General features: G+C 65.9%; 31 protein-coding genes and 1 tRNA gene. 15 read left to right on the plus strand and 17 right to left on the minus strand.

Annotation, left to right across the window (positions count from 1 at the left end):
- The first annotated feature begins 23 nt into the window (after positions 1–23).
- On the plus strand, positions 24–509 hold the full coding sequence (locus ACZ7CH_RS16980) for a hypothetical protein (protein ID WP_360385723.1): 486 nt from the start codon (positions 24–26) through the stop codon (positions 507–509).
- Between the two features lie 359 nt (positions 510–868).
- On the opposite strand, the gene ACZ7CH_RS16985 is transcribed toward ACZ7CH_RS16980, so the two are convergent.
- Positions 869–2179 (minus strand): pentapeptide repeat-containing protein, encoded by a 1311-nt coding sequence (locus ACZ7CH_RS16985; RefSeq protein WP_470374295.1) that lies wholly within the window; start codon positions 2177–2179, stop codon positions 869–871.
- A gap of 280 nt (positions 2180–2459) precedes the next feature.
- Between ACZ7CH_RS16985 and ACZ7CH_RS16990 the strand changes: the two genes are divergently transcribed.
- Positions 2460–3035 (plus strand): NUDIX hydrolase, encoded by a 576-nt coding sequence (locus ACZ7CH_RS16990; RefSeq protein WP_470374296.1) that lies wholly within the window; start codon positions 2460–2462, stop codon positions 3033–3035.
- Here the strand turns inward: ACZ7CH_RS16990 and ACZ7CH_RS16995 are convergent.
- Both ACZ7CH_RS16995 and ACZ7CH_RS17000 read right to left on the minus strand, forming a co-directional pair.
- Complete coding sequence (locus tag ACZ7CH_RS16995) at positions 3000–4097, minus strand: tetratricopeptide repeat protein (protein WP_470374297.1); 1098 nt, start codon at positions 4095–4097, stop codon at positions 3000–3002. The genes ACZ7CH_RS16990 and ACZ7CH_RS16995 overlap by 36 nt on opposite strands.
- Before the next feature lie 228 nt (positions 4098–4325).
- The gene (locus tag ACZ7CH_RS17000) at positions 4326–4724 is read right to left on the minus strand and encodes a helix-turn-helix domain-containing protein (protein ID WP_470374298.1); all 399 of its coding nucleotides are present in this window, start codon (positions 4722–4724) and stop codon (positions 4326–4328) included.
- 152 nt (positions 4725–4876) lie between these two features.
- Here ACZ7CH_RS17000 and ACZ7CH_RS17005 point away from each other — a divergent pair, with 152 nt between their 5' ends.
- The 5 genes from ACZ7CH_RS17005 to ACZ7CH_RS17025 are packed head-to-tail and all read left to right on the plus strand — an operon-like array spanning position 4877 to position 8807.
- A complete protein-coding gene (locus ACZ7CH_RS17005) occupies positions 4877–5158 on the plus strand; it encodes a helix-turn-helix domain-containing protein (RefSeq protein ID WP_470374299.1) in 282 nt (93 codons plus the stop codon).
- Positions 5155–5493 carry a WhiB family transcriptional regulator gene (locus tag ACZ7CH_RS17010; protein WP_470374300.1) on the plus strand — a complete coding sequence of 113 codons (339 nt, stop codon included), beginning with the start codon at positions 5155–5157 and terminating at the stop codon, positions 5491–5493. Before ACZ7CH_RS17005 ends, ACZ7CH_RS17010 begins: the two co-directional genes overlap by 4 nt.
- Positions 5490–5819, plus strand: a complete 330-nt coding sequence (locus ACZ7CH_RS17015; protein WP_470374301.1) for a hypothetical protein — start codon at positions 5490–5492, stop codon at positions 5817–5819. Before ACZ7CH_RS17010 ends, ACZ7CH_RS17015 begins: the two co-directional genes overlap by 4 nt.
- The gene (locus ACZ7CH_RS17020) at positions 5816–6646 is read left to right on the plus strand and encodes a hypothetical protein (protein WP_470374302.1); all 831 of its coding nucleotides are present in this window, start codon (positions 5816–5818) and stop codon (positions 6644–6646) included. Before ACZ7CH_RS17015 ends, ACZ7CH_RS17020 begins: the two co-directional genes overlap by 4 nt.
- Positions 6639–8807 (plus strand): cell division protein FtsK, encoded by a 2169-nt coding sequence (locus tag ACZ7CH_RS17025; protein ID WP_470374448.1) that lies wholly within the window; start codon positions 6639–6641, stop codon positions 8805–8807. The genes ACZ7CH_RS17020 and ACZ7CH_RS17025 overlap by 8 nt, the downstream gene beginning before the upstream one ends.
- A gap of 224 nt (positions 8808–9031) precedes the next feature.
- Here ACZ7CH_RS17025 and ACZ7CH_RS17030 read toward each other — a convergent pair whose 3' ends face one another.
- The 4 genes from ACZ7CH_RS17030 to ACZ7CH_RS17045 form a co-directional block, all read right to left on the minus strand.
- Positions 9032–9895: a helix-turn-helix domain-containing protein gene (locus ACZ7CH_RS17030; RefSeq protein ID WP_470374303.1), complete on the minus strand. Its 864-nt coding sequence runs from the start codon at positions 9893–9895 to the stop codon at positions 9032–9034.
- Positions 9888–10772: a helix-turn-helix domain-containing protein gene (locus ACZ7CH_RS17035; protein ID WP_470374304.1), complete on the minus strand. Its 885-nt coding sequence runs from the start codon at positions 10770–10772 to the stop codon at positions 9888–9890. The genes ACZ7CH_RS17030 and ACZ7CH_RS17035 overlap by 8 nt, the downstream gene beginning before the upstream one ends.
- A gap of 122 nt (positions 10773–10894) precedes the next feature.
- On the minus strand, positions 10895–11155 hold the full coding sequence (locus ACZ7CH_RS17040) for a hypothetical protein (RefSeq protein ID WP_470374305.1): 261 nt from the start codon (positions 11153–11155) through the stop codon (positions 10895–10897).
- Positions 11152–11490, minus strand: coding sequence for a hypothetical protein (locus ACZ7CH_RS17045; RefSeq protein ID WP_470374306.1), 339 nt, complete (start codon positions 11488–11490; stop codon positions 11152–11154). The genes ACZ7CH_RS17040 and ACZ7CH_RS17045 overlap by 4 nt, the downstream gene beginning before the upstream one ends.
- A 20-nt stretch (positions 11491–11510) precedes the next feature.
- Here ACZ7CH_RS17045 and ACZ7CH_RS17050 point away from each other — a divergent pair, with 20 nt between their 5' ends.
- Positions 11511–12800: a hypothetical protein gene (locus tag ACZ7CH_RS17050; RefSeq protein WP_470374307.1), complete on the plus strand. Its 1290-nt coding sequence runs from the start codon at positions 11511–11513 to the stop codon at positions 12798–12800.
- Here the strand turns inward: ACZ7CH_RS17050 and ACZ7CH_RS17055 are convergent.
- Positions 12775–14352, minus strand: coding sequence for a site-specific integrase (locus ACZ7CH_RS17055; RefSeq protein WP_470374308.1), 1578 nt, complete (start codon positions 14350–14352; stop codon positions 12775–12777). The genes ACZ7CH_RS17050 and ACZ7CH_RS17055 overlap by 26 nt on opposite strands.
- Before the next feature lie 135 nt (positions 14353–14487).
- Positions 14488–14563, minus strand: a tRNA-Arg gene (locus ACZ7CH_RS17060).
- A gap of 162 nt (positions 14564–14725) precedes the next feature.
- Here ACZ7CH_RS17060 and ACZ7CH_RS17065 point away from each other — a divergent pair.
- Positions 14726–15583, plus strand: a complete 858-nt coding sequence (locus ACZ7CH_RS17065) for a hypothetical protein (protein WP_458429475.1) — start codon at positions 14726–14728, stop codon at positions 15581–15583.
- Positions 15584–15629: 46 nt separating this feature from the next.
- Here ACZ7CH_RS17065 and ACZ7CH_RS17070 read toward each other — a convergent pair whose 3' ends face one another.
- Positions 15630–18827 (minus strand): penicillin acylase family protein, encoded by a 3198-nt coding sequence (locus ACZ7CH_RS17070; RefSeq protein WP_470374309.1) that lies wholly within the window; start codon positions 18825–18827, stop codon positions 15630–15632.
- A 133-nt stretch (positions 18828–18960) separates the two neighbouring features.
- Between ACZ7CH_RS17070 and ACZ7CH_RS17075 the strand changes: the two genes are divergently transcribed.
- Positions 18961–19593 (plus strand): peptidoglycan recognition protein family protein, encoded by a 633-nt coding sequence (locus ACZ7CH_RS17075; RefSeq protein WP_360385737.1) that lies wholly within the window; start codon positions 18961–18963, stop codon positions 19591–19593.
- A gap of 134 nt (positions 19594–19727) precedes the next feature.
- Positions 19728–20375 carry a response regulator gene (locus ACZ7CH_RS17080; protein ID WP_470374310.1) on the plus strand — a complete coding sequence of 216 codons (648 nt, stop codon included), beginning with the start codon at positions 19728–19730 and terminating at the stop codon, positions 20373–20375.
- Between the two features lie 36 nt (positions 20376–20411).
- Here ACZ7CH_RS17080 and ACZ7CH_RS17085 read toward each other — a convergent pair whose 3' ends face one another.
- Together ACZ7CH_RS17085 and bluB are read right to left on the minus strand one after the other, a co-directional pair.
- Positions 20412–21911, minus strand: coding sequence for a tetratricopeptide repeat-containing diguanylate cyclase (locus ACZ7CH_RS17085; RefSeq protein ID WP_360385739.1), 1500 nt, complete (start codon positions 21909–21911; stop codon positions 20412–20414).
- A 44-nt stretch (positions 21912–21955) separates the two neighbouring features.
- On the minus strand, positions 21956–22588 hold the full coding sequence (bluB, locus tag ACZ7CH_RS17090) for a 5,6-dimethylbenzimidazole synthase (protein ID WP_360385741.1): 633 nt from the start codon (positions 22586–22588) through the stop codon (positions 21956–21958).
- A gap of 83 nt (positions 22589–22671) precedes the next feature.
- Here bluB and ACZ7CH_RS17095 point away from each other — a divergent pair, with 83 nt between their 5' ends.
- On the plus strand, positions 22672–23028 hold the full coding sequence (locus tag ACZ7CH_RS17095; protein WP_360385743.1) for a hypothetical protein: 357 nt from the start codon (positions 22672–22674) through the stop codon (positions 23026–23028).
- On the opposite strand, the gene rpsR is transcribed toward ACZ7CH_RS17095, so the two are convergent.
- The 4 genes from rpsR to rpmB are packed head-to-tail and all read right to left on the minus strand — an operon-like array spanning position 22976 to position 23893.
- Positions 22976–23209 carry a 30S ribosomal protein S18 gene (rpsR, locus tag ACZ7CH_RS17100; RefSeq protein ID WP_360386651.1) on the minus strand — a complete coding sequence of 78 codons (234 nt, stop codon included), beginning with the start codon at positions 23207–23209 and terminating at the stop codon, positions 22976–22978. The genes ACZ7CH_RS17095 and rpsR overlap by 53 nt on opposite strands.
- A complete protein-coding gene (rpsN, locus tag ACZ7CH_RS17105; protein ID WP_360385745.1) occupies positions 23203–23496 on the minus strand; it encodes a 30S ribosomal protein S14 in 294 nt (97 codons plus the stop codon). Before rpsN ends, rpsR begins: the two co-directional genes overlap by 7 nt.
- Positions 23496–23663 carry a 50S ribosomal protein L33 gene (gene rpmG / locus ACZ7CH_RS17110; RefSeq protein WP_065914914.1) on the minus strand — a complete coding sequence of 56 codons (168 nt, stop codon included), beginning with the start codon at positions 23661–23663 and terminating at the stop codon, positions 23496–23498. The genes rpsN and rpmG overlap by 1 nt, the downstream gene beginning before the upstream one ends.
- The gene (gene rpmB, locus ACZ7CH_RS17115; RefSeq protein WP_360385748.1) at positions 23663–23893 is read right to left on the minus strand and encodes a 50S ribosomal protein L28; all 231 of its coding nucleotides are present in this window, start codon (positions 23891–23893) and stop codon (positions 23663–23665) included. Before rpmB ends, rpmG begins: the two co-directional genes overlap by 1 nt.
- A 66-nt stretch (positions 23894–23959) precedes the next feature.
- On the opposite strand from rpmB, the gene ACZ7CH_RS17120 reads away from it, so the two are divergent.
- Genes ACZ7CH_RS17120 through rpmF form a run of 3 tightly spaced genes read left to right on the plus strand, consistent with a single transcriptional unit; the run spans position 23960 to position 25253 of the window.
- On the plus strand, positions 23960–24844 hold the full coding sequence (locus tag ACZ7CH_RS17120) for a GTP-binding protein (RefSeq protein ID WP_470374311.1): 885 nt from the start codon (positions 23960–23962) through the stop codon (positions 24842–24844).
- Complete coding sequence (locus ACZ7CH_RS17125; RefSeq protein ID WP_360385751.1) at positions 24841–25092, plus strand: type B 50S ribosomal protein L31; 252 nt, start codon at positions 24841–24843, stop codon at positions 25090–25092. Before ACZ7CH_RS17120 ends, ACZ7CH_RS17125 begins: the two co-directional genes overlap by 4 nt.
- Positions 25092–25253, plus strand: coding sequence for a 50S ribosomal protein L32 (gene rpmF, locus ACZ7CH_RS17130; RefSeq protein ID WP_360385753.1), 162 nt, complete (start codon positions 25092–25094; stop codon positions 25251–25253). The genes ACZ7CH_RS17125 and rpmF overlap by 1 nt, the downstream gene beginning before the upstream one ends.
- Here rpmF and ACZ7CH_RS17135 read toward each other — a convergent pair.
- Positions 25250–25897: a histidine phosphatase family protein gene (locus ACZ7CH_RS17135; protein WP_360385755.1), complete on the minus strand. Its 648-nt coding sequence runs from the start codon at positions 25895–25897 to the stop codon at positions 25250–25252. The two genes, rpmF and ACZ7CH_RS17135, sit on opposite strands and share 4 nt — an antisense overlap.
- Positions 25898–25966: the final 69 nt, after the last annotated feature.

Below are 25966 nucleotides of genomic sequence, written 5' to 3' on the forward strand. Positions count from 1 at the left end.
ATCCGCCGAGCAGGGGAGCCGCCGTGGTGTTCCGACCGGTGTTCCGCCGCGCCCTTGAGTCCCGCGAAGCCGACATCGCGCGCAAGGTCTTCGGCGACGCCCTCGACATCAGCGCCCTCACCCTCGCCGAAGGCGGCCTCCTCGGCGCCTTCGGTGTCGCCCGCACCCTGCCCCGCCTCGTGACGTTCCCCAGGGGAATCCTCACCTCGCCGCAGAACCAGGCCCGTTACGAACGCTGGCTGGTCCACGAACTGACCCACGCCTACCAGTACCAGCACGGCCGCAGCGTCCTCAGCCTGCTGCCGACGGCGTTCGCCGGGTTCTTCGTGAAGGGGCTCTACGACTACGGCGGGGTCGAGGGGCTGCGGGGGAAGACGTTCGAGGAGTTCAACTCGGAGCAGCAGGCCAACATCATGGCCGACTACTACTACCTCAGCACTTATGAGCCTGGGCGGGATGTTTCGGCCTATGAGCCGTACGTCGACTTCGTGCGGTCGCAGGTGAGGTGATCCGTCTTCGGTGGGAAAAGATCAAGCTCCGACCGCGTTGCCGCTGGTCAGAGCTTGATTTCACCCGGCGAAAGGTGGTGCCCCAGGCAGGATTCGAACCTGCGACACACGGTTTAGGAATGTCTTCCTCGACGGCTGAAGATGGCTCTACCTGCGGCTTCGTCTTGTTGATGATCATGTCACGCCACAGAAATCATCACGGTTCTACTACAGTTCGTGTCACGACTCCTGTCACGTGGCCTCTGGTGCTTCTGCGGCGGGACTGCCTGTCGTAAGGCAGGCCGCGTGTGGTGTCTCGTGGTGCAGCGGCGGGAAGGACTGCGAGGCAGCGCGCGTGCGCAGGGAAGTCTGCCGTGATGCTAAGTGCCCTGCGGCAGGTCATCTTGTGTCTTGATGAGTCGGTGCCAGGTGCCTTCCTTGCCTTCAACGGCTTCGTGGCCCTCGGTGAGGCTCCAGTCGAGCGGCGGAATTGAGCCCGTTCGTGCTGAGTGTGCTACGAGTGCTCCCGTGAAGGTTGGAGCTTGGGCGAAGTGTGTGAAGTCGAAATCGAGCGCCTCTTCGAACAATGTTCTAGCAAAGTATGCGGGTCCATCGAAAAAGGTATCCTTAAAAACGCATGCTTTGGAAAAACGTGCATCCATAAAGCTCGCCCGGTCGGAGAATCTCATTTCCCCGAGCCATGCATGTCCGGAGAATTCGGCTAGGTCGAATAGTGCCTGACCTGTCAATGTGGCGTGGCCGAAGGTGGTGAATATGCTGAACTTTGTTGATGTGAATATAGCGCTATCTCCGAAAAAGCAGCGTTCGAAGTTGGTCACTCCCTTGAATGTTGCTTCTTTGAAACTCGCGTATCCGGTGAAATGTGCCGATTCAAACTCGCTGCTGTCTGAAAAGGTGGCGCCCGTAAAATTTGCGCTACGTACAAATTTGGTGTTACGGAACCTGCCTCGGTTTATTCGGCAGTTGTCCAGCTTGAAATCTATGAGGAGTGCGCCGGTCAGATCGATCTCCATGCCCGGCCAGTAAGTCTCCGCCAGCGAGCGTCCGCGAGCAGTTTCGCGCACATGATCTCCTATGATGCGCTGAGCGGTGAGTCGTACCTCTTGTTCCTGCATACGTTGGCTATGCGTTGCGTGAACTGACTCGTCGACGTCATCGAGTGGGGGATCACCGGGTAATTTGTATGGCATGCGCAAATATGCACAAAGTACATTAACCACGGTCTGCCGTTGATACGGATTTTCTTGAGCAAGTCGTTCTAGTGCGTAAAGTCCGCCCAATCGGACCGGTGCCTTCTCTGATCCTAGCTGCTCCACTGACTTGGCGTATAGTTCGGTAATTCGTCTATCGGCCGCATCGCGTTCGTTAGTGTCCGCTACACGTTCAGCCCGCACGCGGTCGTTCTCTGCGACCTGTTCGGCGTGAGCTTGAGCGCGGTCGCGCTGATTGATCTCCGCTTCGCGGTGCTGCAACTCGGCGTGTCGTGCATCCAGCTCCAGCTCCTGCGTCCTTTGACGCCGAGCGGCTAGATACAGGGCGAAGAGTCCGCCGCCGCCGACGGCAATTGAGGCGGCGACCTTCACTGCATCTAGGTGAGCTGTGGCCTTCTTCTCATTGTCTATCCATGTGAGAGTATCAATCCAATGCCACAACGCCACTAGCACGATCACGGACACCCCGAGGACCGCAAGCGCGACCACTGGCACTGTCCAGCGCGGCAGCGGCGAGCGTGGCGCACTTGCTGTTGCAGGCCTGGGTGTGCTAAGGCGGCCAGTTGATGCGGGTGGTTGTCCGGTTCGATCGTTCACACCTAGCTGATCGCTAGAGGACGAGATAACGCTTCATCGGGCCCGCTTGTGTCTGGAGCGCAGCGTGACTTCCTGGGGGTATCCAGTCGTACCACCGACCAGGCGAGTGATCGCCCTCCCAGCCGGCTCGTAGGCTGCGGTGGTGACGGAGTACCCGGAGGAACTTAAGTGGAAGGTCCATGGTGAGCGGACCGTCTACGACAATCGTTGGATCAAGCTTAACCTCGTAGACGTGGAGCCACCCGACGGCAGTAGATTCGAGCATCACGTTGTGAAGCTGGACCGCGTTGCAGTGGCCTTGCTTGTTAACGAGCAAGAGGAAGTCTTGACCCTGTGGCGCTACCGATTCGCCGTTGATCAGTGGGGATATGAACTGATCGGCGGCTTGGTCGAGGCTGGTGAAGATCCGTCAGTTACGGCCAAGCGAGAAGCCGAGGAAGAAACCGGCTACCGCCCGATCGGCGAACCTGAGCACATCGTGAACTTCCAGCCGTTGCCTGGAATGATCGATGCGTCGGTGGATGCCTACCTATGGCGGACCTTCGAAAAAGTTGGCGAACCAACCGATGGTGAGGAAGCCGCGCGGATCGAATGGATTCCTGCTGACCGAGTGCTTGACCTTGTGAAGCAAGGTGAGGTCCTGGGTTCAGGTGCAATCATCCCGCTGCTCTACTACTTGGCATCACGCAATACCGGCAGCGGTCCCGCCGCCGGGTAGTTCCAAGTTCGCCAGCCGTTGCCGCTGGCGGTCGGAGCCGATGCGCGAGGCAAGTTGCCGAGCTTTGCGTGCATAGGCAAGAGCTGTTTCCCGATCGCCAGCGGCGGCGTAGGCAAAGGCAAGGTCGACGTACATTCCAGTCTGTCCGCGGATCGCAGAGTTCGGCGTGGAATCCAGTGCCTTCGCAGCGCTTTCCAAGTGGTTGATTGCGTCCTGATTGCCAAGCCGTAGTAGCGCGCTTCCACGCCACCTGCTGAGGTGCCCTTCGTTCAGCAGAAGGAACGGCATCGCTGGGTCCACGGGATCAGAGGGCATTAGAGAGTCTGCATCGTCGAATGCTCGCAATGCGGCGTCGTGCTGTCCGGCCGCCGCGAGTCCTTCGCCATGTGCCGCCGCTAGCCAGGTTTTGAGTAGGGATGGCACGCGATGTTCGGCTACGTACCGCGCGTACTCCAGCAGTTCGACGGCCATTTGGTACTCGCCCATATCAAGCAGGATCACCGCTTGCTGGGCGGACGCGTGAGCCAGCAGGTGCGGTGAGTCCGCCTCGCGGGCGGACACCTTGGCATCCTCGTGGTACTGCCAGGCCTGGAGCTGCGAGCCCCGGTCAAGGGCGGTCCAGCCGGCGAGCGTGCGCGCGTCGGTCAGGATGGCTGCGATTCGGCGCCGGTGGCTTTCCCGAACACTGAACGCGCGGACGCTTTCGAGTTGGCGGATGTGACTGTTGAGTTGGTCGAGCACCAGCAAAGAACCGAAGCGCTTGTCTGATCCACGCGCACTGTTGATCTGATGTTGAAACATCTCAACGGTTTCATCATCGATGCTGCGCGCCACAATCAGGCGGTCGCGCAGTTCTTCGAGTGCTTCACTCTCTTGGTCTGGCGGAAAGCCGAGTTCTTCGTTTGTTCGGCCGTAGTACTCGCGGAACATCCGCCTGTACCCAGGCTCTGTGACGGTTACATGCCCGTTCTCCCAACGAGAGAGCATGATGTATAGCGCGTGCTCGGTCGCCTGAGGAACTTCGTGGATCTGTTCGCGGCGTGCGAGGAAGTAGCGCACCACCTGTTCCTGTGTGCGTCCAAGCTCCTCACGGATGCCTTGAAGCTTCGTGAGTGGTGGTTCGCCGCGCTTCCGTCTCCCCATCTTCCTGAGTCCCCCGACCCCTTCTGAGCTGGGCACCTAACTCGACCTAACACGCCCCCTGTTAGGTGCCAGCAATTATTTTGACCCCTCCTGCGGCGGTCTGCTGTAGCCATGACAGCGACGCAGAAATCACCGAGCGGAATGGACTCAATTGTCCTTCCTTTGCGAGTTCTTGCGGGCATTGCTTGCGGACTCGTCAAGGCGGCTGGTGAGTGCGCCGACCTGGGCACGGAGACCGCGAAGTTCGCGGATAACCGTTTGCAGCAGCGGAACCAGCGGGTCCTCGGCTGCTTGGTCGGTCGGATCAGCCGCTGGCGGGGTCTTTCCTTGCAGCACTGCAATGAGGTGCTGCGGGTGCCATTCGAGCGCGATGGACAGCGCTTCGAGGGTTCGTGGGTTTCGTCGTCGCTGAATTCGTCCTTGCTGGATCTCGCGAACGATCGCCAGCGAAACGCCGGATCTCTCGGCAAGTTCCTTCTGCTTCATTGCCAGCTCGTCAGCGCGGGCATTGATTGCCTCCGCGACCGACGACCAGTCCTCTTCCACGTACGCCTCCGTGCTCCGCCTCAGCGCCGACGTTAGCGCGCAAACCGCGCCGCAAACGGACAAAGCGCTGATGTCAGCGGCGATCGGACGTTAATTGACGCCAATGTCAGCGCCTTCGGAGAAGAAATCACTCTTTGAAAGGCACTCACATCATGACTGCAACAAGTGAAGCGGGAAGCAACCCGCCGCTGTTCTACACAGTCTCGGAGGCCGCGCGGTTGTTCAGGGTGGACGCGCAGACGGTCTACCGGGCGATCCACGACGACGCCTTCCCCGCCGTGAGGCTGCGCAGCCGGTACGTCATTCCGGCGCGTGCTGTGGAGGAGCTGATCCAGCGAGCCGCTGAGTCGGGCGGCGTGGTCGACATCGCGGAGATGGTCGCCGCGCGGCGTAGCGCTCGTGAGTTCGAGCAGAAGGCCGGGGGTGCGTGGTGAACCCGGAGAACTACTACGAGCTTGTGGCGGCGGAGCTCGACCGCTACGAGAAGGTGCCGGACCAGGTCCTGTTGGAGATCGTGACGCGGGACGGCGCGTGCATGTGGCTGTGGGCCGACGACGAAGGTCCCGAGTGGGAGCAGGAGAAGATCACCGACCGCGAGGCTGCTGCGCGGTTGTGTGCGGACTGCCCGGTCCGGGGTGTGTGCTTGGAGTTGGAGTTGCGCACGGCCGGTGAGGACACGGTGGGTGTGTGGGGCGGTCTGTCGCAGGAAGACCGCCGCGAGGTGTTCCGGGTGTGGCGTGCCCGCCGTGAGGGTGGTGGGTCGTCATGACCATCAACCTGACTCCGACGCAGATCCTCGCTGTGGTGGGTGTGGTCGTGGTGCTGCTGTGGGTCTGGCGGGCCAGCGCCCGGCGGGCGAAGGCAGCGGCGAACGCGGCACGTGCTGGTGCTCGGTTGCTGTCGCTGACCGGGCGGGTGCTGCTGATGGCCGGGGCGATCGTGGGTGTGCAGTGGGTGGTGATCACGCACCGGGGCGACGTGACGTTGTTGCTCGTGGTGCTGGGCCTGCCCGCCTTGTTCGCGGCGTACACGCTGACGAAGGCACTCACGATCACCACGCATGACAACCCGCGTGGTCGGGGTGAACGGCGATGAGCACGTTGGGCAAGAGTCGGGAAAGGGTGGTCGCCTTCGGGCGGCCACCCGCCGCCTCGGCGGCCGAGAGGCTCGCGGCTGAGGCAGCGGAGGCGGCGGAGCTGCGCGCATACGCGACGCACCCGGACGTGATCGCGTTGCGAGTCGAGCGGGTGCGCGCTCAGGTGGACCGGCTGTGCTGGTCCGGCATCGTGCTTGGTCTCGGGTTCACCATGACCAACGTCCAGAGCTTCGCGGCGGCGGGCACGCCTGTGTGGTCGCTGCCGTGGCTGGCGGCGTGGCTGCTCGATCCAACGGTGTCGCTGGTGCTGCTGGCGATCCTTCGAGCCGAGCAGGTGACCGCCCGGTATCAGGTGCGCACGGGTGCGTGGACGCGGCGGGCGAAGTGGTTCACGCTCGCCGCCACCTACGTCATGAACACGTGGCACTCATGGGCGGCCGGTTCGGTCTCGGGCGTGGTCCTGCACTCGGTCCCGCCGCTCGTGGTGTTCGTCGCGGCGGAGGCTGTGACGGACCTGCGGGACAAGCTGACAGAGGCCGTTTCAGCGGCATTCACGGAAGCGTCGGAACGCTCAGCAATGGTCACCGCGGACCGCCCCGCGGAGCCCAGGCCGGCAGGGAGGAAACCCAGGCAGCGCAACAATAATCGTCCACGGAGTCGAGTCACCTTTGATGACTATCTGATGGTTGCGCGCGAAGCGTGGACGTCTGATGTGGTGGTGAGCCCGGCATGGGTCCGTGGTGTTACCGGCTGCTCGCGCGGGCTGTCGTCTCGCCTGTCCGCCGCGCTGGCGGCTGAGGTGAGTGGCGGTGGTCGTGATGAGTGACCACGGCCGGGAGTTCGTCAGCCCGGACGGGCCGTTGCCGGTGCGAGCGGTGTTCGAGGGAGAGTTCGTGAACGACGCTTCGCCAGCGTCGCAGCCGACTTGGCTACAGCGGTTCATGAACGCGTGGCGACGTTCACCGCGTGTGCCACTGTGGGCGAAGGATCGCGTTCACGCGGTGCAGGCTGCGAAGGACCTCGTTGTGCTCGTGGTGCGTTCACCGTTCCGGTTCATGGGCGCGGTCGTGCGCGGCCTGGTGGTCGCGGTCCGGTGGTGGCGTTCCTGGGTGACCGTGCGTGACTACCGGGATGCAGCCGAGCAGTCGGAGAAGCTCGCGGACAAGTTCACCGACATTCGGGAGCTGACGCTGTTCCGGTGGAAGGTCACCGGCGCGACCGTGGTCACGGTGGCGGTCGTGGTCGCGGTGTTCGATCTCCTGTACGGGAATCGGGTGCTGTGGATCGCCGGCGGCGTCTGCGCCGTGGCGCTGGCGGTCCTCGGCAGGCGCAAGGACGGCAGTCCCGGACGTAAGGCGGTGCTCGCTGGACCGCGAACGTTGACCTGGACGATGGACCCTCAGGTACTCGTGGACGCGTTCCGGGACGCGAAGCTGATCGGCAAGGACGAGACGCTGCGCCTGGTCGACCGGGCCACGCGCAGAGGTCAGGGATGGGCAGTCACGGTTGACCTGCCCGCGACCCGCAAGGCGGCCGACGTCGTCAAGCATCGGGAGGCCTTGGCATCCGCGCTGGCCGTGGATGAAATTCAGCTCAGTGTGGAGCGGGTGCGTGGCAACGGCGGGCACGCCGGACGGGTGGCCATGTGGGTGGCCGATGAGGACCCCTACGCCACGCCGCCCATCCGTACCCCGTTGCTCGGGGTGCTCAGGTGGGATGCGTGGCGGCCGGTGCCTTTCGGTACCGACGCGCGTGGACGCCGGATCGATCTGCCGATGGTGTGGACGTCGGTGCTCATTGGCGCGATTCCTCGGCAGGGCAAGACGATGGCCGAACGGCTCGCGGCCGCAGGCTTGATCTTGGACCCGCACACCCGGTTGTACGTGGCGGACTTCAAGAACGGCAAGGACTGGAAGGCTGCTGAACAGGTCGTGCACCGGTTCATGTCGGGCGACGACAGCGAACACGTGCTGGCGTTCCTGGACTGGCTGGTGGAACTGGTCGCGGCCGTCCAGGGCCGCTACCGCAGGATGCAAGACCTTGACGACATGACGTGTCCCGAGTCGAAGGTGACGCCGGACATGTCCCGTGATCCATCGTTGGACATGCCGATCACGGCGTTGATCGTGGACGAGGTACAGATCCCGCTGGAGGACCGCACTCCTGTTGAGGTACAGGGGAAGAAGCTCACGGCAGGTGAGTACATCGGCGAGCTGCTGACGTGGCTCGCGAAGAAGGCGCCGGCGGCCGGTGTGATCTTGGTGCTCGCGACGCAGCGGCCGGACAGCAAGACCATCCCGTCCAGCCTCCGCGCGGTGCTTGGGTCGCGGTTCGCCTTGCGGGTGATGGACTGGCGTGACAGCAACATCATCCTGGGCGAGCAGATGAACACGCGCGGGTACGACTCCAGTCGCCTGCTGCCCTCGCACAAGGGTGTGGGCATCCTGCGACCTGACGGGGAGACCCAAGCGGGCGCGGACCTGCTCGCGCTGACCGTGCGGACGTTCTACATGCCCAACGAGGACTGGAGGGAGATCTGCCTACGCGGGCGCGCGTTGCGGGAAGCGGAAGGAACGCTCACCGGGCACGCGGCGGGGCAGGAAACGCAACCGGTGCTCGATCACGCGGCCGTGGCGAAGGCCATCGGTGCAGCCGCGCCCGCGATCACGGATGCGGAACGTGTGGACGAGGTCGAGTTGCCCGAACCGTTGGCGTCCGTTGTGGACTACCTCGCTGATGACCTCGACAGTGAGGAAGGCAGGGACTTCGTTCCCACTGCCGAACTTGTGGAAGCGCTCGGAGTTGAACCCAAGGGGTTCGGCCTCGACATGGTTGGGTTCGGCTGCAGCCCGACCCGCGATCGCGTGCCCACACAGGACGGCGTCAAACAGGTACGCGGATACGCCGTCGCCGACATCCGTGCGGCGATCCGGCGTGCCCGCGACGCGGCAGTGATCGACGCGGAGGTGATCGACGATGACCGCTGACCCGTCACAACCCGTCCCAGCGGACCCGTCACCCGTCACATGCCCTGTGACAGGTGCAAAACCGATGCTCACCAGCGGAAACGGCCCGCCGTGACGGGTGTGACGCGTGACGGATGACCCGTCACAACCACGGGAAACGGCCGTGTGCGTCGCACTCCTGACAGAGGTGCGTCGCACACGGCTGACCCGTCACTACAGGACCGCGCGCCGATGTCGCGTGCTGGTCAGCGTGCGGTGTCTTTGAGGTTTTGTGCCGCGCTGTGAAGGTGCTCAGCTGTCTCGGCGGCTGTGAGCGTCGTGGACATCAGCCGCCCGAACAACTCCAGGTACGGGCGCCGCTCAGACTCGTTCTCAAGCCACACATCGCCGTGGGGGCAGTCGAGGTAGACCACGTCGTCGAACTGCGCCTCGCGGAACGACAGCAACGCGAACGAGGTCATGCCCGCGACGACGCCCGCACTGTCCGGTACGAGGTAGACGTTCACGCCGGGAAGCTGAGCGAACACCGCCAACTGGAACAACTGGTCTGCCATCACCAGCGCACCGCCGACGGGCCGCCGCAACACCGCCTGTCCCAGCACGAGATCCACTCGTAGCGTCGGATCTTCGTCTAACTGGGACTGCACCTGCGCGCGGTGCAGGTCGTCATACCGGCGGTGACCTAGTTCGAGGAAGGCCTCGCCTTCGGTCGCAGCGGAGTACTCGGGTGTCCGGACCAGCGGGGGCAAGATGTCCAGAGCCACGGCGCGTACGTAGCTGGCCTCGGCTTCAACCTCGCAGTACGTCCAGTCCACGCAGGGCACCGCGTCGTTGATCGTCAGATCGAATGTGCGTGGATCACGTGCGCGCTGCGCAGCCCAGAACACCGGCTCACGCCGAACACTGTCGATCCCGTAGACCAGCGCGAGCGCCATCACGTCGGCGGCGGTGATCGGGACGAGCCCGTTCTGCATCATCGAGGTCTTCGCGGCGGACCACTTCACGCGCTCGGTCACCTCCGCCAGACTCAGACCACTTTCCCTGCGCCACAATGCAAGCGCACGTGCAACGGCCCGGTTCGCCAGACTCGACTTGAACCCCTTAGGCATCGTGCGCCGCCTGCATCCTCAACAGTTCAGCGTCAGCAGCCCACGAGGTGTCGATCAGGCGGACGATCAGCTCTCGGGAGGCGGCATCGTCCAGGCTGCTGGCAGCAAGCGCACGAACGACCTTGTCGTAGCCCTTGATCGCGTCCACCGCCTCGGCGAAGAGACTGGAGTTCTCGTTCTCCATCCACACCAGCGGTTCGTACTTCGCAAACGTCAAGTACGTGAACGGTCCAGCCAAGCCCGCGTGTGCGCCAAGAGAGGCAGGCACGATCCGGATCGTGATGTTCGGCCGGTTCGCCATGAACAATAGGTGCAGCAACTGTCCGGCGTGCACCTCAGCACCACCGACAGGCAGATGCAACGCCAACTCGTGGAGGAAGAAGGTGCACCGCGCGCCGCATGACAGCGATGCCTGCATAGCAAGCCCCGCCTTCACTCGGTCTTGCAGTTCGTCCGCCGGAACTGTGGAGGACACGCGCAGCACCTCACGCATGTAGTCGGCCGTCTGAAGAAACAGCGGCACCATGTGCGGGCGCCAGTCCGTCAAGGTCATGGCCAGCTTCAGGTGTTCGACAGCCGTGCGGTTCTGGATCGGCGCGTGCACGCCGTGCTGCTGCCACCAGCCCCTGATGCGCATGTCCGGGCACAGCGCCAACAGATGAGCGGCCTCAGCGGCCTTGATCCTGCAGGCACCCAACAGCGCGGCAATCTCGACCAGACTGGCGCCAGCCTTGCCGTTCAACACGTTCGACAGCTTGGACTCGTCCCAGCCCGCAATGTCAGCGAGCGCACGCGAGGTCAGGCCGGTCTGTTCGATCGCCGCCCTCAGACCAGCACCGAACTCACGACCACGCGCAGTAGAGATCCGCTTAGGCATACCAACTTCCTTGCACTGGTTCGAAGAGGCGACGCGAGAAGCCGACGCGGCGACGCGCACCGCGTCGGCTCTCCCTGACCAACCTCGGATGGGGTGAGACGGAGCCCCGGAGGCTGGCGGCTTTATCGCGGCGGCAATCGCTTGGTGAGCCCTGCGGCCTGCTCGGCCTGGTTCTCGACAGCGTCAACCGTCGTCGGTTGTTCGGAGTGCTTGCGGTCGTCGGCGTGGTTGACCAGAAGCTCTCCGAGCACGATCAGAATCTCGCCGAACTCCCGCTGTCGCTCCGGTGCCAGGATGCCCATGACGAAGTCGAACAGCACGTTTGGCATGAGCTTGGAGACCTTCCCGAACTCGGTGATCAGTTCGGTCTCGTCGGGAGTCACGACATAACCCCTTGCACGGGCCATGACTCGTCAAGCCTGTGCTTCCCGACCGACACGGGCGGCCGGATTGCGGGCAACTCCTGTGTGTCTGCTGTCCGTGCCGTCGGCAACGAGACCGGAACGTCCTCCTGAGGCCTGTGCGGGGGCTCCCAGCCGTCCAGCGCGTCTTGGACGTCCGCGTGCGCCCACGCAGCCTCCTGGGCGGCGTTCACGGCCTCCTCGGCAGCCGCTCGGGACTGTCGGACGTACTTCCGGCCGAGTGTCACCGTGTACGCGAGCGGCAGCAGCAGCCACACCACGAACAGCACGATCCCGGTTGCGTCCCACACCACCACTGTCCACCGCCCTTCCTGACATGCGAACCGCAGACATCAGCGTCTCTTCGGGAGCGCCGGGTGTAAATGACCTGCGTGCGACCTCTGGCGACATTTCGCGACCTATACTGATCGGCGCTGACATCAGTGAGACGGAAGGTCAGCCGATGACTTCGAGCGATGAGCGGCGGCAGCCACAGACGTTGTTCGGTGAGTTGCTGCGCCAGAGGCGGCAAACGGCCGAAGAGTTCAGGGACGAGGCAATGCGGTTCGCGCGTGAGCGCGGGTTGAGCGCAACGATCAGCGCGCGACATGTGCAACGCCTTGCTTCCGGCCGTCGCGCGGACGGTCGACCCCTTGGACTTCCCCAGCCGCCGCTACGTCGACTGCTTGAAGACATGCTGAGCGTGCCAATTGAGCGCCTGCTTGAGCCGGTACCGGAAACTGCGCCTGCCGTAACAGATCAGGACCTCGGATTGCAGGCGCGGCTAGCTTCCGGACGGAATCTTGATTTGGAGACTGTCGACCTTCTGCGGCAGAAGCTCGACATCACACGGGTGATTGACCGCCGGCTTGGGGCGTCGGCATTGCTTGGGGAGCTTCGCGCGCAGATAGACCAAATGGAACAAGCCAAGCGTCACGTGCTCAATCAATCGGTTCGTTCGAGCTTGGCCGAAGTGATCGTTGACGCATCGGCACTGGCTGGGTGGCAATCGCTCGATCAAGGTTTCGTAAGTGAATCGTGGGACCGCTACGACACTGCGCAGACGGCGGCGAGAGAAGCGCGTTCACCCGCGCTTGAGGCCTATGCCTGTGCAGGGCAGGCCGTTGTATTGCTGGATATCGGGGAAGTGGCCGCGGCCGTCGAGTTGACGGAGTATGCGCGCAATATTGCCAAGGGGAGAGTCCCTAGTCTTCTACTTTCTTGGCTGACTGCGGGCTACGGCGAGGCTTGCGCGGCGAGCAGGGACCATCAAAAGTGCTTGCGTGCGTTCGATGAAGCGCTGCACATCATGCCTGCTGACATCGACAACTCTAACACGCCCTACCTCGTATTTGATTCAACTCATTTGGCGCGCTGGCGTGGCAGTGCGCTCGCTCGGCTCGGAGCACGAGAAGCAATCGATGTGCTATCCGACGTACTGGATAGGCTTGATCCGACGTTCACGCGTGCGGAGACCGCGCTGAGGGTCGACCTCGTTCAGGTGTTCACCGCGACAGGTGGTGAAGATGAAGCAACCGCACACGCTAAGCGTGCGCGGTTGCTGGCGACACAGATAGGTTCTCAGCGACAGCATAAGCGGCTTACTTCGCTTCTCGCCTCCGGCTGAGGTTGACCACATCTGCAATATCCGGACTCTCATCCGGGCCGAGTACGACAGCGCGCTTTCCGCGACTGACTTTGATCAGGCCTGCTGCTTTGAGTTCGGAAATTGCGCGGTGAGCAGTTCCGGCCTTCACGCCGTAGCGCCCTTGAAGTTCGATGTTCGTCGGGATCAGGTCACCCGGCTTTAAGGCGCCGCAAGCGATCGCGCCTCGAAGATCGGCAAATATGCGCTGGTAGGGATCGTTGCGCTGCGGTTCGACAGCAAGTCTTGAGGTGCCCGTTGCGTCGATCTCTATGGGAAGTTCAGGCATGTGCGCAATGAGTGTTCCTGCTGCCCGTTGGTCCGCTTCGGCAACCCAGGCGGAGTACACGCGAAGCGTTGTGGTTCCGCCTCCGCCGTGTCCGAGACGACCGGCCACGGTGCGAACATCCACACCGGCAGCGATCAACTCGGTGGCGGAATAATGGCGGACGTTCTGCATTGAGATGTCAAGTCCAAGGCGAGTGCACATCCGCGTGAACCGCTGGGACACGGTGGACGGCTTGATCCATGTGGAGTGGTCAACATCGAGCGAGAACAGGCGCCCCTTCTTGTGGAGCTTCACGCCGATCGCTTGCGCTTTGGCGGTTATGTGAGCCAGGTACGCGTGAAGCAGTGCGACGGTCACTTGGTCGAGGGTGTTTCGTCGCTGTTGGTGTGTTTTGATCTCCTTCTCCCAAGTCCTCTTGCCGTACTGCGCAATGCTCGAAGTGAGTGGAAGTACGGCGGAGTCGAGGTCTAGAAGATCGAGCCTGAAAGCGCAGACTTCACCACGTCGGCCGCCGGTGATGAAGGTCATCCACACCAGCGTTCCCCATTCGAGGCCGATGCGGAACGCCTCATTGATGATCGCCGCTGCTTCTTTGGCGGTCGGCGGTTTCGGGTTTGGGGTCACTGACTTCTGCTTGTGAGCGTCGCCGGAGAACGGGTTCTCTGAGATCCAGCGCCACGTCTTGGCGCGTTTGAACGCTCCACTCAGGCACCAGTGGATCTGACGGATTGACGAGGTTGCGAGAGGGCTGCACTTGTGCGGCTTGCACCTTCGGTCGCACGTGTGCTCTCCGTCGGTCTTGTGCTCGAAGTACGGATTGCCGTCACAGTGCTTGCGGCAGCGCCGCAGGGTTGCATAGAAGGAATCCAGCGTCTCGCCGTCAAGAAGTCTGGTGAGCTTGTGCTTCCCAAGCAGAGGGCGGACGTGGTTCTTGATGTACCCCTCATAGCTGATCCGCGTGGTGTCATCGACATCAAGCAACTCCAGGTAGCGGTCCATGAGTTGGTTGACGGTCGCCTTGGTTTTCGGATTGCGTTGCTCATCTATCTGGTTGACTATTCGAGTTCGTTCCTTCTCGGCTTCCTTCGCGGCTTTGGGACCGGCTGGGATCACGGCGGTGATGTAGTTCTCTTTGCCGGTCAGGGCGTCGGTACCCGCGTAGACGCGGACCCGCAGGTTGCCGCTGGGGAGGGTGTCGATGCTGCCGCGCTGACGGGGCTTGCGCCCCTGCTTGGAGGAGGCCATGACGGGAACGTACGCCCGTTCATGTCACAAGTCCTGTCACGTCACGGACTGGAGATCGACTTCAGTGGCCGCTGAAAACTACAGCCGCTGACCCGTTTGTGCAGGTCAGCGGCTGTAAATTCACCCGGCGAAAGGTGGTGCCCCAGGCAGGATTCGAACCTGCGACACACGGTTTAGGAAACCGATGCTCTATCCCCTGAGCTACTAGGGCTGGCGTGAGCAGTCTAGCGGTCCACCGCCACCGAGTTGACCAGGCCCCCGCCTCGCAAGGCCATCACGCTCGGTAAGGGACCGAACGAGTTGGGTGCGGCCGTTCGAAGGAAGTGAGGCAGGCCACCTTCTCCCGGCGGGATGCGTCGGGTACGCAGAGGGCGTGAGCAGACCCTGGCCCGACTTTCGTCCTGGCCCGCTGGGAGCCGTCCGGTCCTGGTGGCGGCGGCGGGTGCCGAACCGGCGTGACGACTACACGTACGTGCCGCCGGCGAGCAGTCATCAGCAGGAGTTCGAGACGCCGTTGCCCAGTGCGGTGTACGGGTTGGACTTCCTGTTGAAGATGAACGTCGTGTGGCGGTTCGACCTGGCCACCGGGTTGCGGCACAACTCGCCGAAGAGTGCTGCGATCCACCACGTGGTGCAGCGGGCCACGGAGATCAGTTCGTCGCGGATGTTGGTGCACCACGCGGCGTTGCAGGTGCACCTCGGGGACGAGTTGGCGCGTGAGCAGCAGGTGCCGGGGACGCACGTGTGGGCGCGGGCCGAGCAGGTCAAGGTCGAGGTGGACGACGGGGACCTGGAGATGGCGCGCAAGCACATCGAGTTGTTGCGGAGCTCGACGTTCAAGTTGGCGGAGCGGGACATCGAGCGGCAGGAGATCCGGTACCTGCGTGACGAGGTGCTGACGGACGTCGGGACCGCGACGATCTGGTGGTTGCAGCGCAACGGGTACCGGGTCGAGGAAGCGGTGAAGCTGTCGGACGAGCTGGCGCAGCTGGTGAGGATCGCGCAGCAGCAGCCGGCCAAGCACTGGGCGGAGTCGCTGATCAGCAGCGTCGAGAAGGCGTTGCCGGAGCTCGGGGACCAGCACCGGGTGGAGTTGCAGCAGCACCTGGCCAAGGCGTTGAGCGTGTACGGGGGCAGCCGGATCGCCACCGAGTTCGCCGACCAGGTGGGGTTGCCGGCCGGGGAGCAGGACGACGGTGTCCACAACGGACACAACAACGGGCATAAGTAGAGGCCGCCGACCCCTGGGGGTGGATCGGCGGCCTCATCTCGAAGGCCTACGAGCTGTAGACCTCAAGTTCGTACAGGGAGTATCCGTACCGAGTGGCCCGGTGGGTACCGGTCATCCGGAGGTGTCTCGCGTCCTGTGGCGTAAACGCTACGACATCGGAGCCGCCGTCGCCACTACTTGTCGCGAAAACGTTGCGCCAGTTTGTCCCGTCGCTGGACAGCTCGATGCGGTAGCCGGTGGCGTAGGCCGATTCCCACTGCAACACAGCGCGACCGACCCGTTGCACAGAGCCGAGATCGACCTGGATCCATTGGTCGTCGCTCCAATTGCTGGCCCAGCGCGACTGCGGGTTTCCGTCGACCACGTGCTGTGGCGGGAGGGTGTTCCAGCCGGTCTCGTGCGATGACGCGGTGGCCGTCGCGGAGGTGGCCAGGTTGGTGATGTTCTGGCCGCGGCGGGACGGGAACTGCACGACCTGCTGGTAGGTCGGGCGGTTCTGCCAGTGGATCTTGTCCTGGGTGATGCCGCCCATCGCGCGGTGGATGATCGTGTCCGCGCACCACTGGTTGCCAGCGGCGCAGTCGGCGTCGCCGGGGTAGACCTGGGTGGCGGGCTTGGCCGCGGCCTGCTTCAGGGAGTCGACCAGTGCCGTCCGGCAGCCGGACAGGGTGCCGCCGCCGCAGTAGGTCTGCGGGAACGCGCCCTGGACCGGGTCGCCGAGGACCTTGCGGAGGTCCTTGTCGACGAAGCCCCACCAGCCGTACTGGAACGAGGAACCCTTGTGCGGGGCGGCGCCGTGGGTGTCGGACGGGGCCTCGTCCACCTGGATGGCGCCGACCAGGGCGGTGTACAGGTCGGTGCCGAGGGACGGCTGGAACTGCGCGGCGACCAGCAGCGGCCACCACGCGTCCAGCACGCGGATCGCGTCGGCGTGGGCGTAGGTCTTGCTGCCCTTGGCGGTCTCCTTGCGCAACGAACCGGAGCGCTGCCAGTCCTTCAGCTGCTGCACGACCGGGGCGAGCGCCGGGTCGACCGGTGCGGACTCGACGACGCGCAGCAGTTCGGGCAGCACCTGTTCGGCGCGCAGGTCGGCCACCGCGGCCTCGGCCATCGCCTTCGTCAGCGCCGCCCGCGTGACCTTCTGGCCGGAGGCGATCAGCGCGCGGACGCGGCCGTCGAGCAGGTCACCGCGGTGCACGGCGCTGTGGCCGAAGCCGCCGAACGTGAAGTCCTTGGCCTGCTTGTTGTTCCACGAGATGTAGTAGTCCTGGTTGATCGAGTTCGGGTGGCCGGCGAACGGCATGTACTGCGCGGTGTTCTCGTCGCCGTCGAAGCCCTGCCACTCGAACTCCTGGCGGCCCCACACCGGCAGGTTGGGGTCCACAGTGGACTTGCGCACCGGGTTCAGGCCCGAGTTGAAGTACGCCGTGTCCTTCGAGTCGACGTAGAACCAGTTGAACGCGTACCCGATCCGGTCGGCCGCCCGCTGGAAGTCGGTCGCCGACCGGATGGCGGTCGGGTCGTTGAGCTCCTGGAAGCCGATGATCGAGTCGACCTCGTGCAGGTAGGTCGAGCGCAGCGTCGTGTACGCCACGACCTTGCCGCCCACGGTGGCGCGGCTCGCGACCAGGCCGTACTTGGTCCGCCACATTACCAGGGTGTACGAACCGGCCGGCGTGCCGTCCGCGACGGTCGGCTTCCACGCGTTCTTGCGCTCCAGCCGCTCCATCGGCAGGCACGCGCCGCGGTACAGGTAGTGCGAGGACGCCTTGGAGGGCGCGGAACCGTCCGGGTTGCACAGTTCCACGGCGTAGGTGTCGACGATGTCCTGACCCGCCGAGGTCGCGCTCCACGAGTAGTCGACGCCGCGGCCGAGCTGCACGTACATCGAGACGCCCGCGAACGACACGCCGCGCGAGCGGATGCCGGGGCCGTTGAGCTCCTGCAGCATCAGCAGCTGCGGCGCGAAGTACCCGGTCTGCGGGCCCCACACGGCGACCGGGTTGCCGGAGTCGGTGTGGGCGCCGGACACGGCCAGCGCGTTCGACATGCCGTGCTTCTTGTTCAGCAGGTCCGCCGGCAGCACGCCGTCCGCGAAGATGCCGGAAGCCTTCTTCAGCTCGTCCGGTGCGGGAACGGAGACCGCGGCACCCGTTCCGCCCACCTCGTCGTAGATCATCCGCTCCGGGGTCAGGCTGCCCGCGTCCGGGAGTGCCACGCCCGCGGGGGACGCAGGGGAGGCCGCGTACGGGAACGACTGTCCGTTGTGGAGGGTCAGCACGGCCTCGGGGTCGTTCTGCGCCCGGAACGCCTTCCACACCTGCTCGCCGACCGCGGCGCCGTAGCGGTTCTGCGCGGCCAGCTTCACCAGCGCCGACTGCACCTCACCGCCGCCGCCCGCGCCGAACAGGCCGCCGACGACCGCGGCGATGGCCACCATGTCGGTCGACTTGAACGGCTGGATGTCGTTCCAGTTCGTGATCGCGTCCGCGTGGCCGGTCAGCACGTACTCGCCGGGGAAGTTCCGCGCGCTGATCGCCTGGGTCAGGTAGGCGTTGATGCCGGCGATGTAGTCGTTGACGTCGGCCAGCGCCTGCCGGCCGCGGTCACCGCCCTTGGCCGCGGCGGTGTCGATCTGCTTCTGCAGGTCCGCCTCGGTGTAGGGGATCTGGTTGTAGAACGACTGCTCCAGCACCCGGTTGCCCGGCGCGCCGCCCGCGAAGCCGCTGAGCTGGCCGCGGCCGAGGTGGCGGAAGAGGTCCATCAGCCACATCCGGTCCTGGCCGGCCGCGTAGCCGGCGCCGAACATCGTGCCGGAGCGGGTGGTGCCGGTGATGTGCGGCATGCCGATCTTCTTGTCGCGCACGATCGTCACGTCCGCGCGCGGCTTGACGGTGCTCTCGACCTGGTCGGCGGGCACGCCGAACGACGCGTCGTTGAAGAAGTCGGTCAGCTGGGCGTTGGACAGGCCGCCGTAGCCGGCGACGAGGGCGTCGTACTTGCCGAGCTGGTCGGCGGAGTGCGCGGGCCGGGTGCCGAACGCCTTGTGGGCGAGGATCTCGGCCAGCGTCGCGTTGCCGTTGTTGCCGGGCGGCAGGACGTCGCCGCACTGGCCCAGGCAGTAGTCGTCGGCGGTGAACGTGGGCGCGGGCGCCGCCTGGGCGGGTGTGCCGGGGACGATGACGAGGGAGGCGGTGACGGCGGCGGAGGCCAGCAGGGACGTCACCGGGTTGGCTCTCCGCATCCGCGAAGCTCCTCTCCGTGCAGGGCTGATGTGGCGCAGATTACTTTCTGGCACGCCTATTGCGAAAGACCTTCGCATTTCTGGAACTGCTTCCAGATGCGCTGTATCGATCACGTATGCGACGAAGATCAGCATGATCCGCCGACGCACGCTCTTGACATCCCTCACCGCGACCGCCGCCGTCCCGGCCCTGTCCGTCACGCCCGCGACCGCGCAAGCCCCTGTTCAGATCTATTCCTGCGCCGACTGGGGTGCCCGCCCTCCGGGCGAAGGCATCGAGGTGGTGGTCCGAAAGCCGGAACGCATTGTGATTCACCATTCAACTTCCCCGAACCTCGACAACCAGTCGATAGGCCGGGCCTATGAGCACGCGCAGTGGATTCAGAACCTTCATATGGACCAAAACGGCTGGGTCGACTCAGGTCAGCACTTCTCGAACAGCCGCGGCGGGTTCGTCCTGGAGGGGCGGCACGGCAGCCTCAACGCCCTCGAGCTCGGCGACCGCATCGTGGTCGGCGCGCATTGTCCAGGTCAGAACGACTGCGCCATCGGAATCGAGAACGAAGGCCTCTACGTGGACGTCTCCCCACCGCTGGCGCAGTGGGATTCACTGGTCGCCTTCTGCGCGCACCTGTGTTTCCGGTACGGCATTCCAACAGGTGAGATTTTCGGCCATCGGGACTTCATGGTCACTCAGTGTCCAGGTGATGCCCTCTATGCCCTGCTGCCGCGCCTACGCAGCGAAGTCACCGCGCTATTCCGGTAACTGTGAACGCCTCCCGCCATCTCGAAAAACGGTTACCACATGATGAGATAACTGAGAATTAACGTGACCTTCGGCGGTTGTACGCGAAGATCACGGCTCATGAGGGAGCACGGAACGCCAATGCGGGAGGCGTCGTGATCAAGGTTCTGCTGGCCGACGACGAGGACCTCGTCCGTTCTGGCCTTCGCATGATCCTGAGCAGTGTCGGGGACATCGAAGTCGTCGCCGAATGCGATGACGGGCACCTGGTGGCCGACCTGGCGCGCCAGCACCGTCCCCACGTGGTCCTGCTCGACATCCGGATGCGCACCTCGGACGGACTCGCGGCCCTGCGGCGGCTGCGGACCCTGCCGGAACCACCACGAATGTGCATCCTGACCACGTTCGACGTCGACGAGTACGTCTCGGAGGCGTTGAGACTCGGGGCCTCCGGGTTCTTGCTCAAGGACACCGAACCGGAACAGCTCGTGAAGGCCGTGCGCGACCTCGCGCGCGGGGGAGCGGTGCTCGACCCCGGTGTCGCGGCCCGCGTCCTGGCCGCGGTCGCCGACGGTGAGCGGATGGCCGAGCCGGCCCGCCGGTTGCTGGCGTCGCTGTCGGAACGCGAGCGCGAGGTGCTCGTGCTGATCGGGCAGGGCATGTCGAACGCGGAGATCGGTGGCACGCTGCACCTGTCGGAGGCGACGGTGAAGGGCTACGTGTCGTCGGTGCTCGGCAAGATCGGCGCGGTCAACCGCGTGCAGGCCGCCCTGGTGGCCTACCGAGGTGGGCTGATCGCCTGAGGACGGGCTGGGCCGGGCTCCCGCACGGGGCCCGGCTCAGCCACCGGAAACGATCTCCTGCACCTCGTCGGCGGAGGGCTCGACCTCGACCCGGTTGCGGCCGTGCCGCTTGGCCCGGTAGAGCGCCATGTCCGCTGCCGCGAACAGCTGGTCGAGCTTCGCGGGGCCGGCCGCCACGCCGATGCTCACGGTCGGGCGGCGGACCGCGCCGAGCACCATGGTCCAGTCGTGGCCGTCGACGGCCGCGCGGATGCGTTCGGCCACGGTGGGGCCCACGTCCATGTTCGGGCCGGTGTCGCCGAGCAGCACCACGAACTCGTCGCCCGCCCAGCGGGCGACCAGGTCGTCGGAACGGCACTCGCGGCGCAGCAGCGCGGCGATCTCGCGCAGGGCGGCGTCGCCCGCGGCGTGACCGGCGTCGTCGTTCACGCCCTTGAACCAGTCCACGTCCACCAGCACCAGCCACGGAACCCGGCCGCGGGCCGCGGTCGACTCCAGCAGTGCCTGCGCCGCGCGTTCCAGGCCCAGCCGGTTGGCCAGGCCGGTCAACGGGTCGCGGGCCGCGGCTTCCTGGGCGGCCACCGCCAGGCGTTGCGCCTGGACGGCCACCCGGCGTTGTTCGAGCGCCTGGCCGAGTCCCTCCTGGAGGGTCTCGGTGGCGGTGCGGGCCGCGGTCATCGACCGGCGCAGCGCCTCGGCCTCCCCGACGGAGTCGCCCAGTGCGTGGCAGATGTCGGCGAGCTCGGTGGAGAAGCGCAGCAGCAGCGAGGTGTCGTTGATGCGCTCGGCGTTCGCCACCGCGCGGGCGGCGAACGTGCGGGCCTCGTCCAGCACGTCCTTCTCGCGGCGGACCACGGCGAGGACCCAGTTGCCGACCGAGATGCCCCACAGGTCGGCGGCGTCGAGCGCCAGGCGCAGCGTCTCCTCGCCGAACTCGTCGGCCTTCTCCAGCTGGCCGACGCCCGCGAGGGAACGACCGCAGGCGCCCATCAGGGCACGGCGGATCTTCTCGTCCTTCACCAGCCCGAGGCCTTCCTCCAGGTGGGCGAGGGCCTCCTCGAAGATCGCCGGTGCGGCGGCGGGCGGACCGGAGCAGGCGCGGAAGTTCAGCGAGCCGCCGAGGCGCTGCAGGCAGCGCGCCAGGGTGTCGGTGTTGCCCGCGCGGCGGGCCACCTGCACCGACAGCCGCAGCATGTCGAGCGATGCCCGGCGGTTGCCGATGCCCTCCATGAGGTAGCCCAGGCCGGCCATGGTCTCGGCGACGGCGGGGCTGTCGGCGCGGTCGGTGTCGAGGTCGGTCCAGCCCTCCGCGGCCAGCTCCAGTGCGAGGGGGATGCGGCCGAGGCGCCACGCCATGACCGCGCGGTTCACCAGCACGGCCGACCGCACCCAGCGGTCTGCTCCGGGGGACACCTTGGTGACCACCTCGTCGAACAGGCTGTTGGCCTCCGGCTTGCGGCCAGCGTCGAGCAACGCGCGGACCTCCCGGTCCAGCCGCGGTACCTCGCCCGCTACCAGCGGATCGCGCTGCTCCACTCGTTCATCGACTCCGTTCCGACTCGCCGAGCGGCCCGCACAGGCTACCGGGTCGGTCGCGCCCCGTACCGATCGTGGTGCAGGACGTCATCGAGGGGTAGGCGGTTGCGCCAACCGTGACGTTCCAGATCAGGCGTGTCGGGCAGTGATCGGACCGGACCCACGCACAGCCACGCGACCGGGCGGACCCTCGTGGGGATGCCCAGCAGCCGGCGCAGCACATCCTCCCGGTAGAAGCTCACCCAGCCCACACCGAGGCCCTCCTCGGTGGCGGCGAGCCACAGGTTCTGGATGGCCAGGCACACCGAGTACAGCCCGGCGTCGGCGATGGCGTGCCGACCGAGCACCGCGGGTGAGCCGCGGTCGGGGTCGTAGGTGACGACGATGCCCAGCGAGGACTCCAGGACGCCCTCGACCTTGATGCGGGAGAACGTCTCGGCGCGCTCGGCGTCCAGCGAGGCGGCGAACACGCTGCGCTCGGCCTGCACGTGGTCGCGGAACGCGCGGCGCACGGAGTCGTCGCGCACCAGCACGAAGTCCCACGGCTGGGAGAGCCCCACGCTGGGGGCGGCGTGGGCGGCGGTCAGCACGCGGCGCAGGACGTCGGGCGGGATCTCCGCACCGGTGAACTCCGCGCGGGTGTCGCGGCGGCGGTGCACAGCTTCGTACAGGTTCATTCGCGTGATCGTGCCTCACACGAAAGCACCAACTTCACACCGGAGAGGTGGCGCCGATCTCAACTTCGCGATATGGACCACGGATGACGAGAATGGCAGGTGGTTATGGCTCCGCCCTGGGTTTCGGCGCCGGGGTCGGTGTGACCGCGTTCACCGGTGCCTGGCCGGTGCTGGCGCTCGCCGGGCTGGCCGCGGTCGTGGTGGTCGTGTCGCTGCGCACGACGGTCCTCGGTGCCGCGCTGGCCGCGTTGCAGTGCTGGGGTCTGTACGCGACCTTCCTGGTCGGTGTTCGGGGCGATCTCACGGTCGACGAACACACGACCTGGGTGCTCGCGTTGCTGGTGCAGCTCGCCGCGCTGGCCTTCCTGGCCAGCGCGGCGATCCGCGTCATCGCCCTTGTGACGGGTACGGCAGCAAAGCCATCTCCCGTGCGTTTTTGACCGCGGTGGCGACCTGGCGCTGCTGCTGCGGCGTCAGGCCGGTCACCCGGCGCGACCGGATCTTGCCCCGGTCCGAGATGAACTTGCGCAGCAGCGCGACGTCCTTCCAGTCGACGACCGCCACGCCCTCCCTCGCGAGCAGGTTCTGCCTGCGCTTCGCAGGCCGCGGCGGCTTCACCAGCTGGCCTTCGACACGCCGGGGAGCTCGCCGCGGTGGGCCATCTCCCGCAGCCGCAACCGCGACAGCCCGAACGCGCGGAAGTAGGCGCGTGGCCGTCCGTCCACGACGTCCCGGTTGCGCAGCCGGGTCGGCGACGCGTCCCGCGGCAGCTTCTGCAGGCCCCGCAACGCTTCCGCGCGCGTCTCGGGGTGCCGCAGCATCTCCTTGAGCTCGGCGCGGCGGGACGCGTGGCGTGCCACGACCTCGCGCCGGCGCCGGTCGGCCGCGATCTTGGACTTCTTCGCCATCAGCGCTCCTCCTTGAAGTCGACGTGCTTGCGCGCCACGGGGTCGTACTTGCGCAGCACCAGCCGGTCCGGGTCGTTGCGGCGGTTCTTGCGGGTCACGTAGGTGAACCCGGTGCCCGCGGTCGACCGCATCTTGATGATCGGCCGGACGTCGTTGCCCTTCGCCATCAGACCTTCACCCCCTGCTTGCGCAGCTGGGCGACGACGGCCTCGATGCCGCGCTTGTCGACGGTCTTGACGGCCTTCGTGGACAGCGTCAGCGTCACGAACCGGTTCAGCGACGGCACCCAGTACCGCTTGCGCTGGACGTTCGGGTTCCATCGCCGCCGCGTCTTGCGGTGCGAGTGCGAGACGCGGTTGCCGAAGCCGGGCTCACGGCCCGTCAGCTGGCAGCGCATTGCGTACCTCCCAGGTCGGAACAACACAGATTGAAACGACATTCGTTTTCAACTACGGTAGCGCACATGGAAACCGTTGTCGTCATGGTGGCGGGGCTGGTCGAGCACGACGTGGCCGTGCGGGTGTGGCGCGACCGGCCCGGATCGGTGCTGGTGCGGCACGTCGCCACGCCCACCGCGGTCCGGCGCTGGGTCGACGGCGTCGCCACCGAGGTCGACCTGCTGCACGGCTGCGTGTCCTGCACCGTGCGCGACGACCTGAAGGCGCTGCTCGAAGCACTCCGAGGTCACACGGTCGTGCTGCACCTGGACCCGTTGCTGGAACCGGACGTCGTGCGCCGCGACCTCGACGTGGACGTCGAGTGCGTGATCACCGTGCTGGACGCGGCGACCTGGCTGGACGACGCGCTGGGTGACGCCTCGGTGGTCAGCGACCAGCGCACGGTCGCCCAGGTCGTGGTCGCGCAGGCCGAGGCCGCCGACGTGCTGGTGCTGAAGGGCGACGCCGACGACCGCACCCTCGCCGTGCTCGACCGGCTGGCTCCCGGCGCGCACCGCTGCACGCCCGACACCGTGGAGGTCAGGCGCGGCACCAGGCCGCGGATGATCCCGCTCGTCCCCGAGTGCGGCGTCTCCACGGCGGTCTTCACCGCCGACCGCCCGTTCCACCCGAAGCGGCTCGACGACGCGCTGGACGCGTTGCTCGACGGCACGGTCGTGCGCTCGCGCGGCCGGCTGTGGGTCGCCGACGAACCGGACATCGCGCTGCACCTGGAGTCCGCGGGCGGTGGCCTGCACGTCGGCACCGGCGGGCCGCGCGAGGGCAGGACCACCCAGATCGTGGCGATCACCGTGGGCGAGCCGGACGGCATCACCGCGGCGTTCGCCGACGCACTGCTCACCGACGACGAACTGTCCTTCGTGGACTCGATCAGGAAGTTGCAGACATGAAGCCCGGCATCCACCCCGACTACCACCCGGTGGTCTTCCAGGACGCGTCCACCGGAAGGACGTTCCTGACCCGCTCGACCGCCACCTCGAACCGGACGGTCGAGTGGGAGGACGGCAACACCTACCCGTTGCTCACCGTCGACATCACCGCCGACTCGCACCCGTTCTGGACGGGCACGCAACGGCTCGTCGACACCGCGGGCCGGGTCGAGAAGTTCAACCGCCGCTACGGGAAGCGTGAGCGCTGATGGCCGTTCCCAAGCGCAAGACCTCGCGTTCCAACACCCGCCACCGCCGTTCGCAGTGGAAGGCCACCGCACCGGACCTGGTGCGCGTGAAGACGTTGGACGGCAAGGAACTCCTCGTCCCACGCCGTCTCGTCGCCGCCTACAAGCGCGGACTCCTCTAGTGGGCCAGCTGGGTCGTCCCGTCCGGTGAGTCGCGCCACTGGACGAACGGGCGATCCAGCCTCCACCGCGTCCCGTCGTGGTCGAGCACGCGGTGCTCGCACGTGTCCGGGTTGGACAGAGACTCGAACAGGTCGATGCTCCAGTCGAAGAACCTGCGGCACAGCAACCTGATCGTCAGCCCGTGCGACACGACCAGCACGGTCTTCGGGTGCTCCTCGTCCTCGTGCATCCGCACCGTGAGGCCGTCGAGGAACGCCGCCACGCGGTCGTCCACGTCCGCGCCGGACTCGCCGTTGGGCAACCGGAAGAAGAAGTGCCCGAACGCGTGCCGCTGGTGCTTGAGCACCTCCTGCTGCACCGGGTCCTGGAGGTTGCCCCAGTCCTGCTCGCGCACCCGCGGCTCGGTGACGACCCGCTCGGTGTCGAGGCCCAGCAGCTCGAACGTCCGCCTCGTCCTGCGGTACGGCGACACGTAGGCCGCGACCGGCTCGTCGCCGGCCAGCGCCCTGATCACCGGGCCGGCCGCGCGGGCCTGCTCCTCACCGGTCTCGGTCAGCGGCAGGGCGTGGTCGGGGATGCGGCAGTAGGCGAGCTCGTCGACGTTGCCGAGGCTCTGGCCGTGGCGCAGCAGGATGATCCGCACCTCCCCATCGTGCCCTGCGCCCGCGGGTGCCGTCGGCGTTACAGTGCTCGGCGAGTCGAGGAGGAAGCC

The organism is Lentzea sp. NPDC037011, assembly GCF_055607425.1.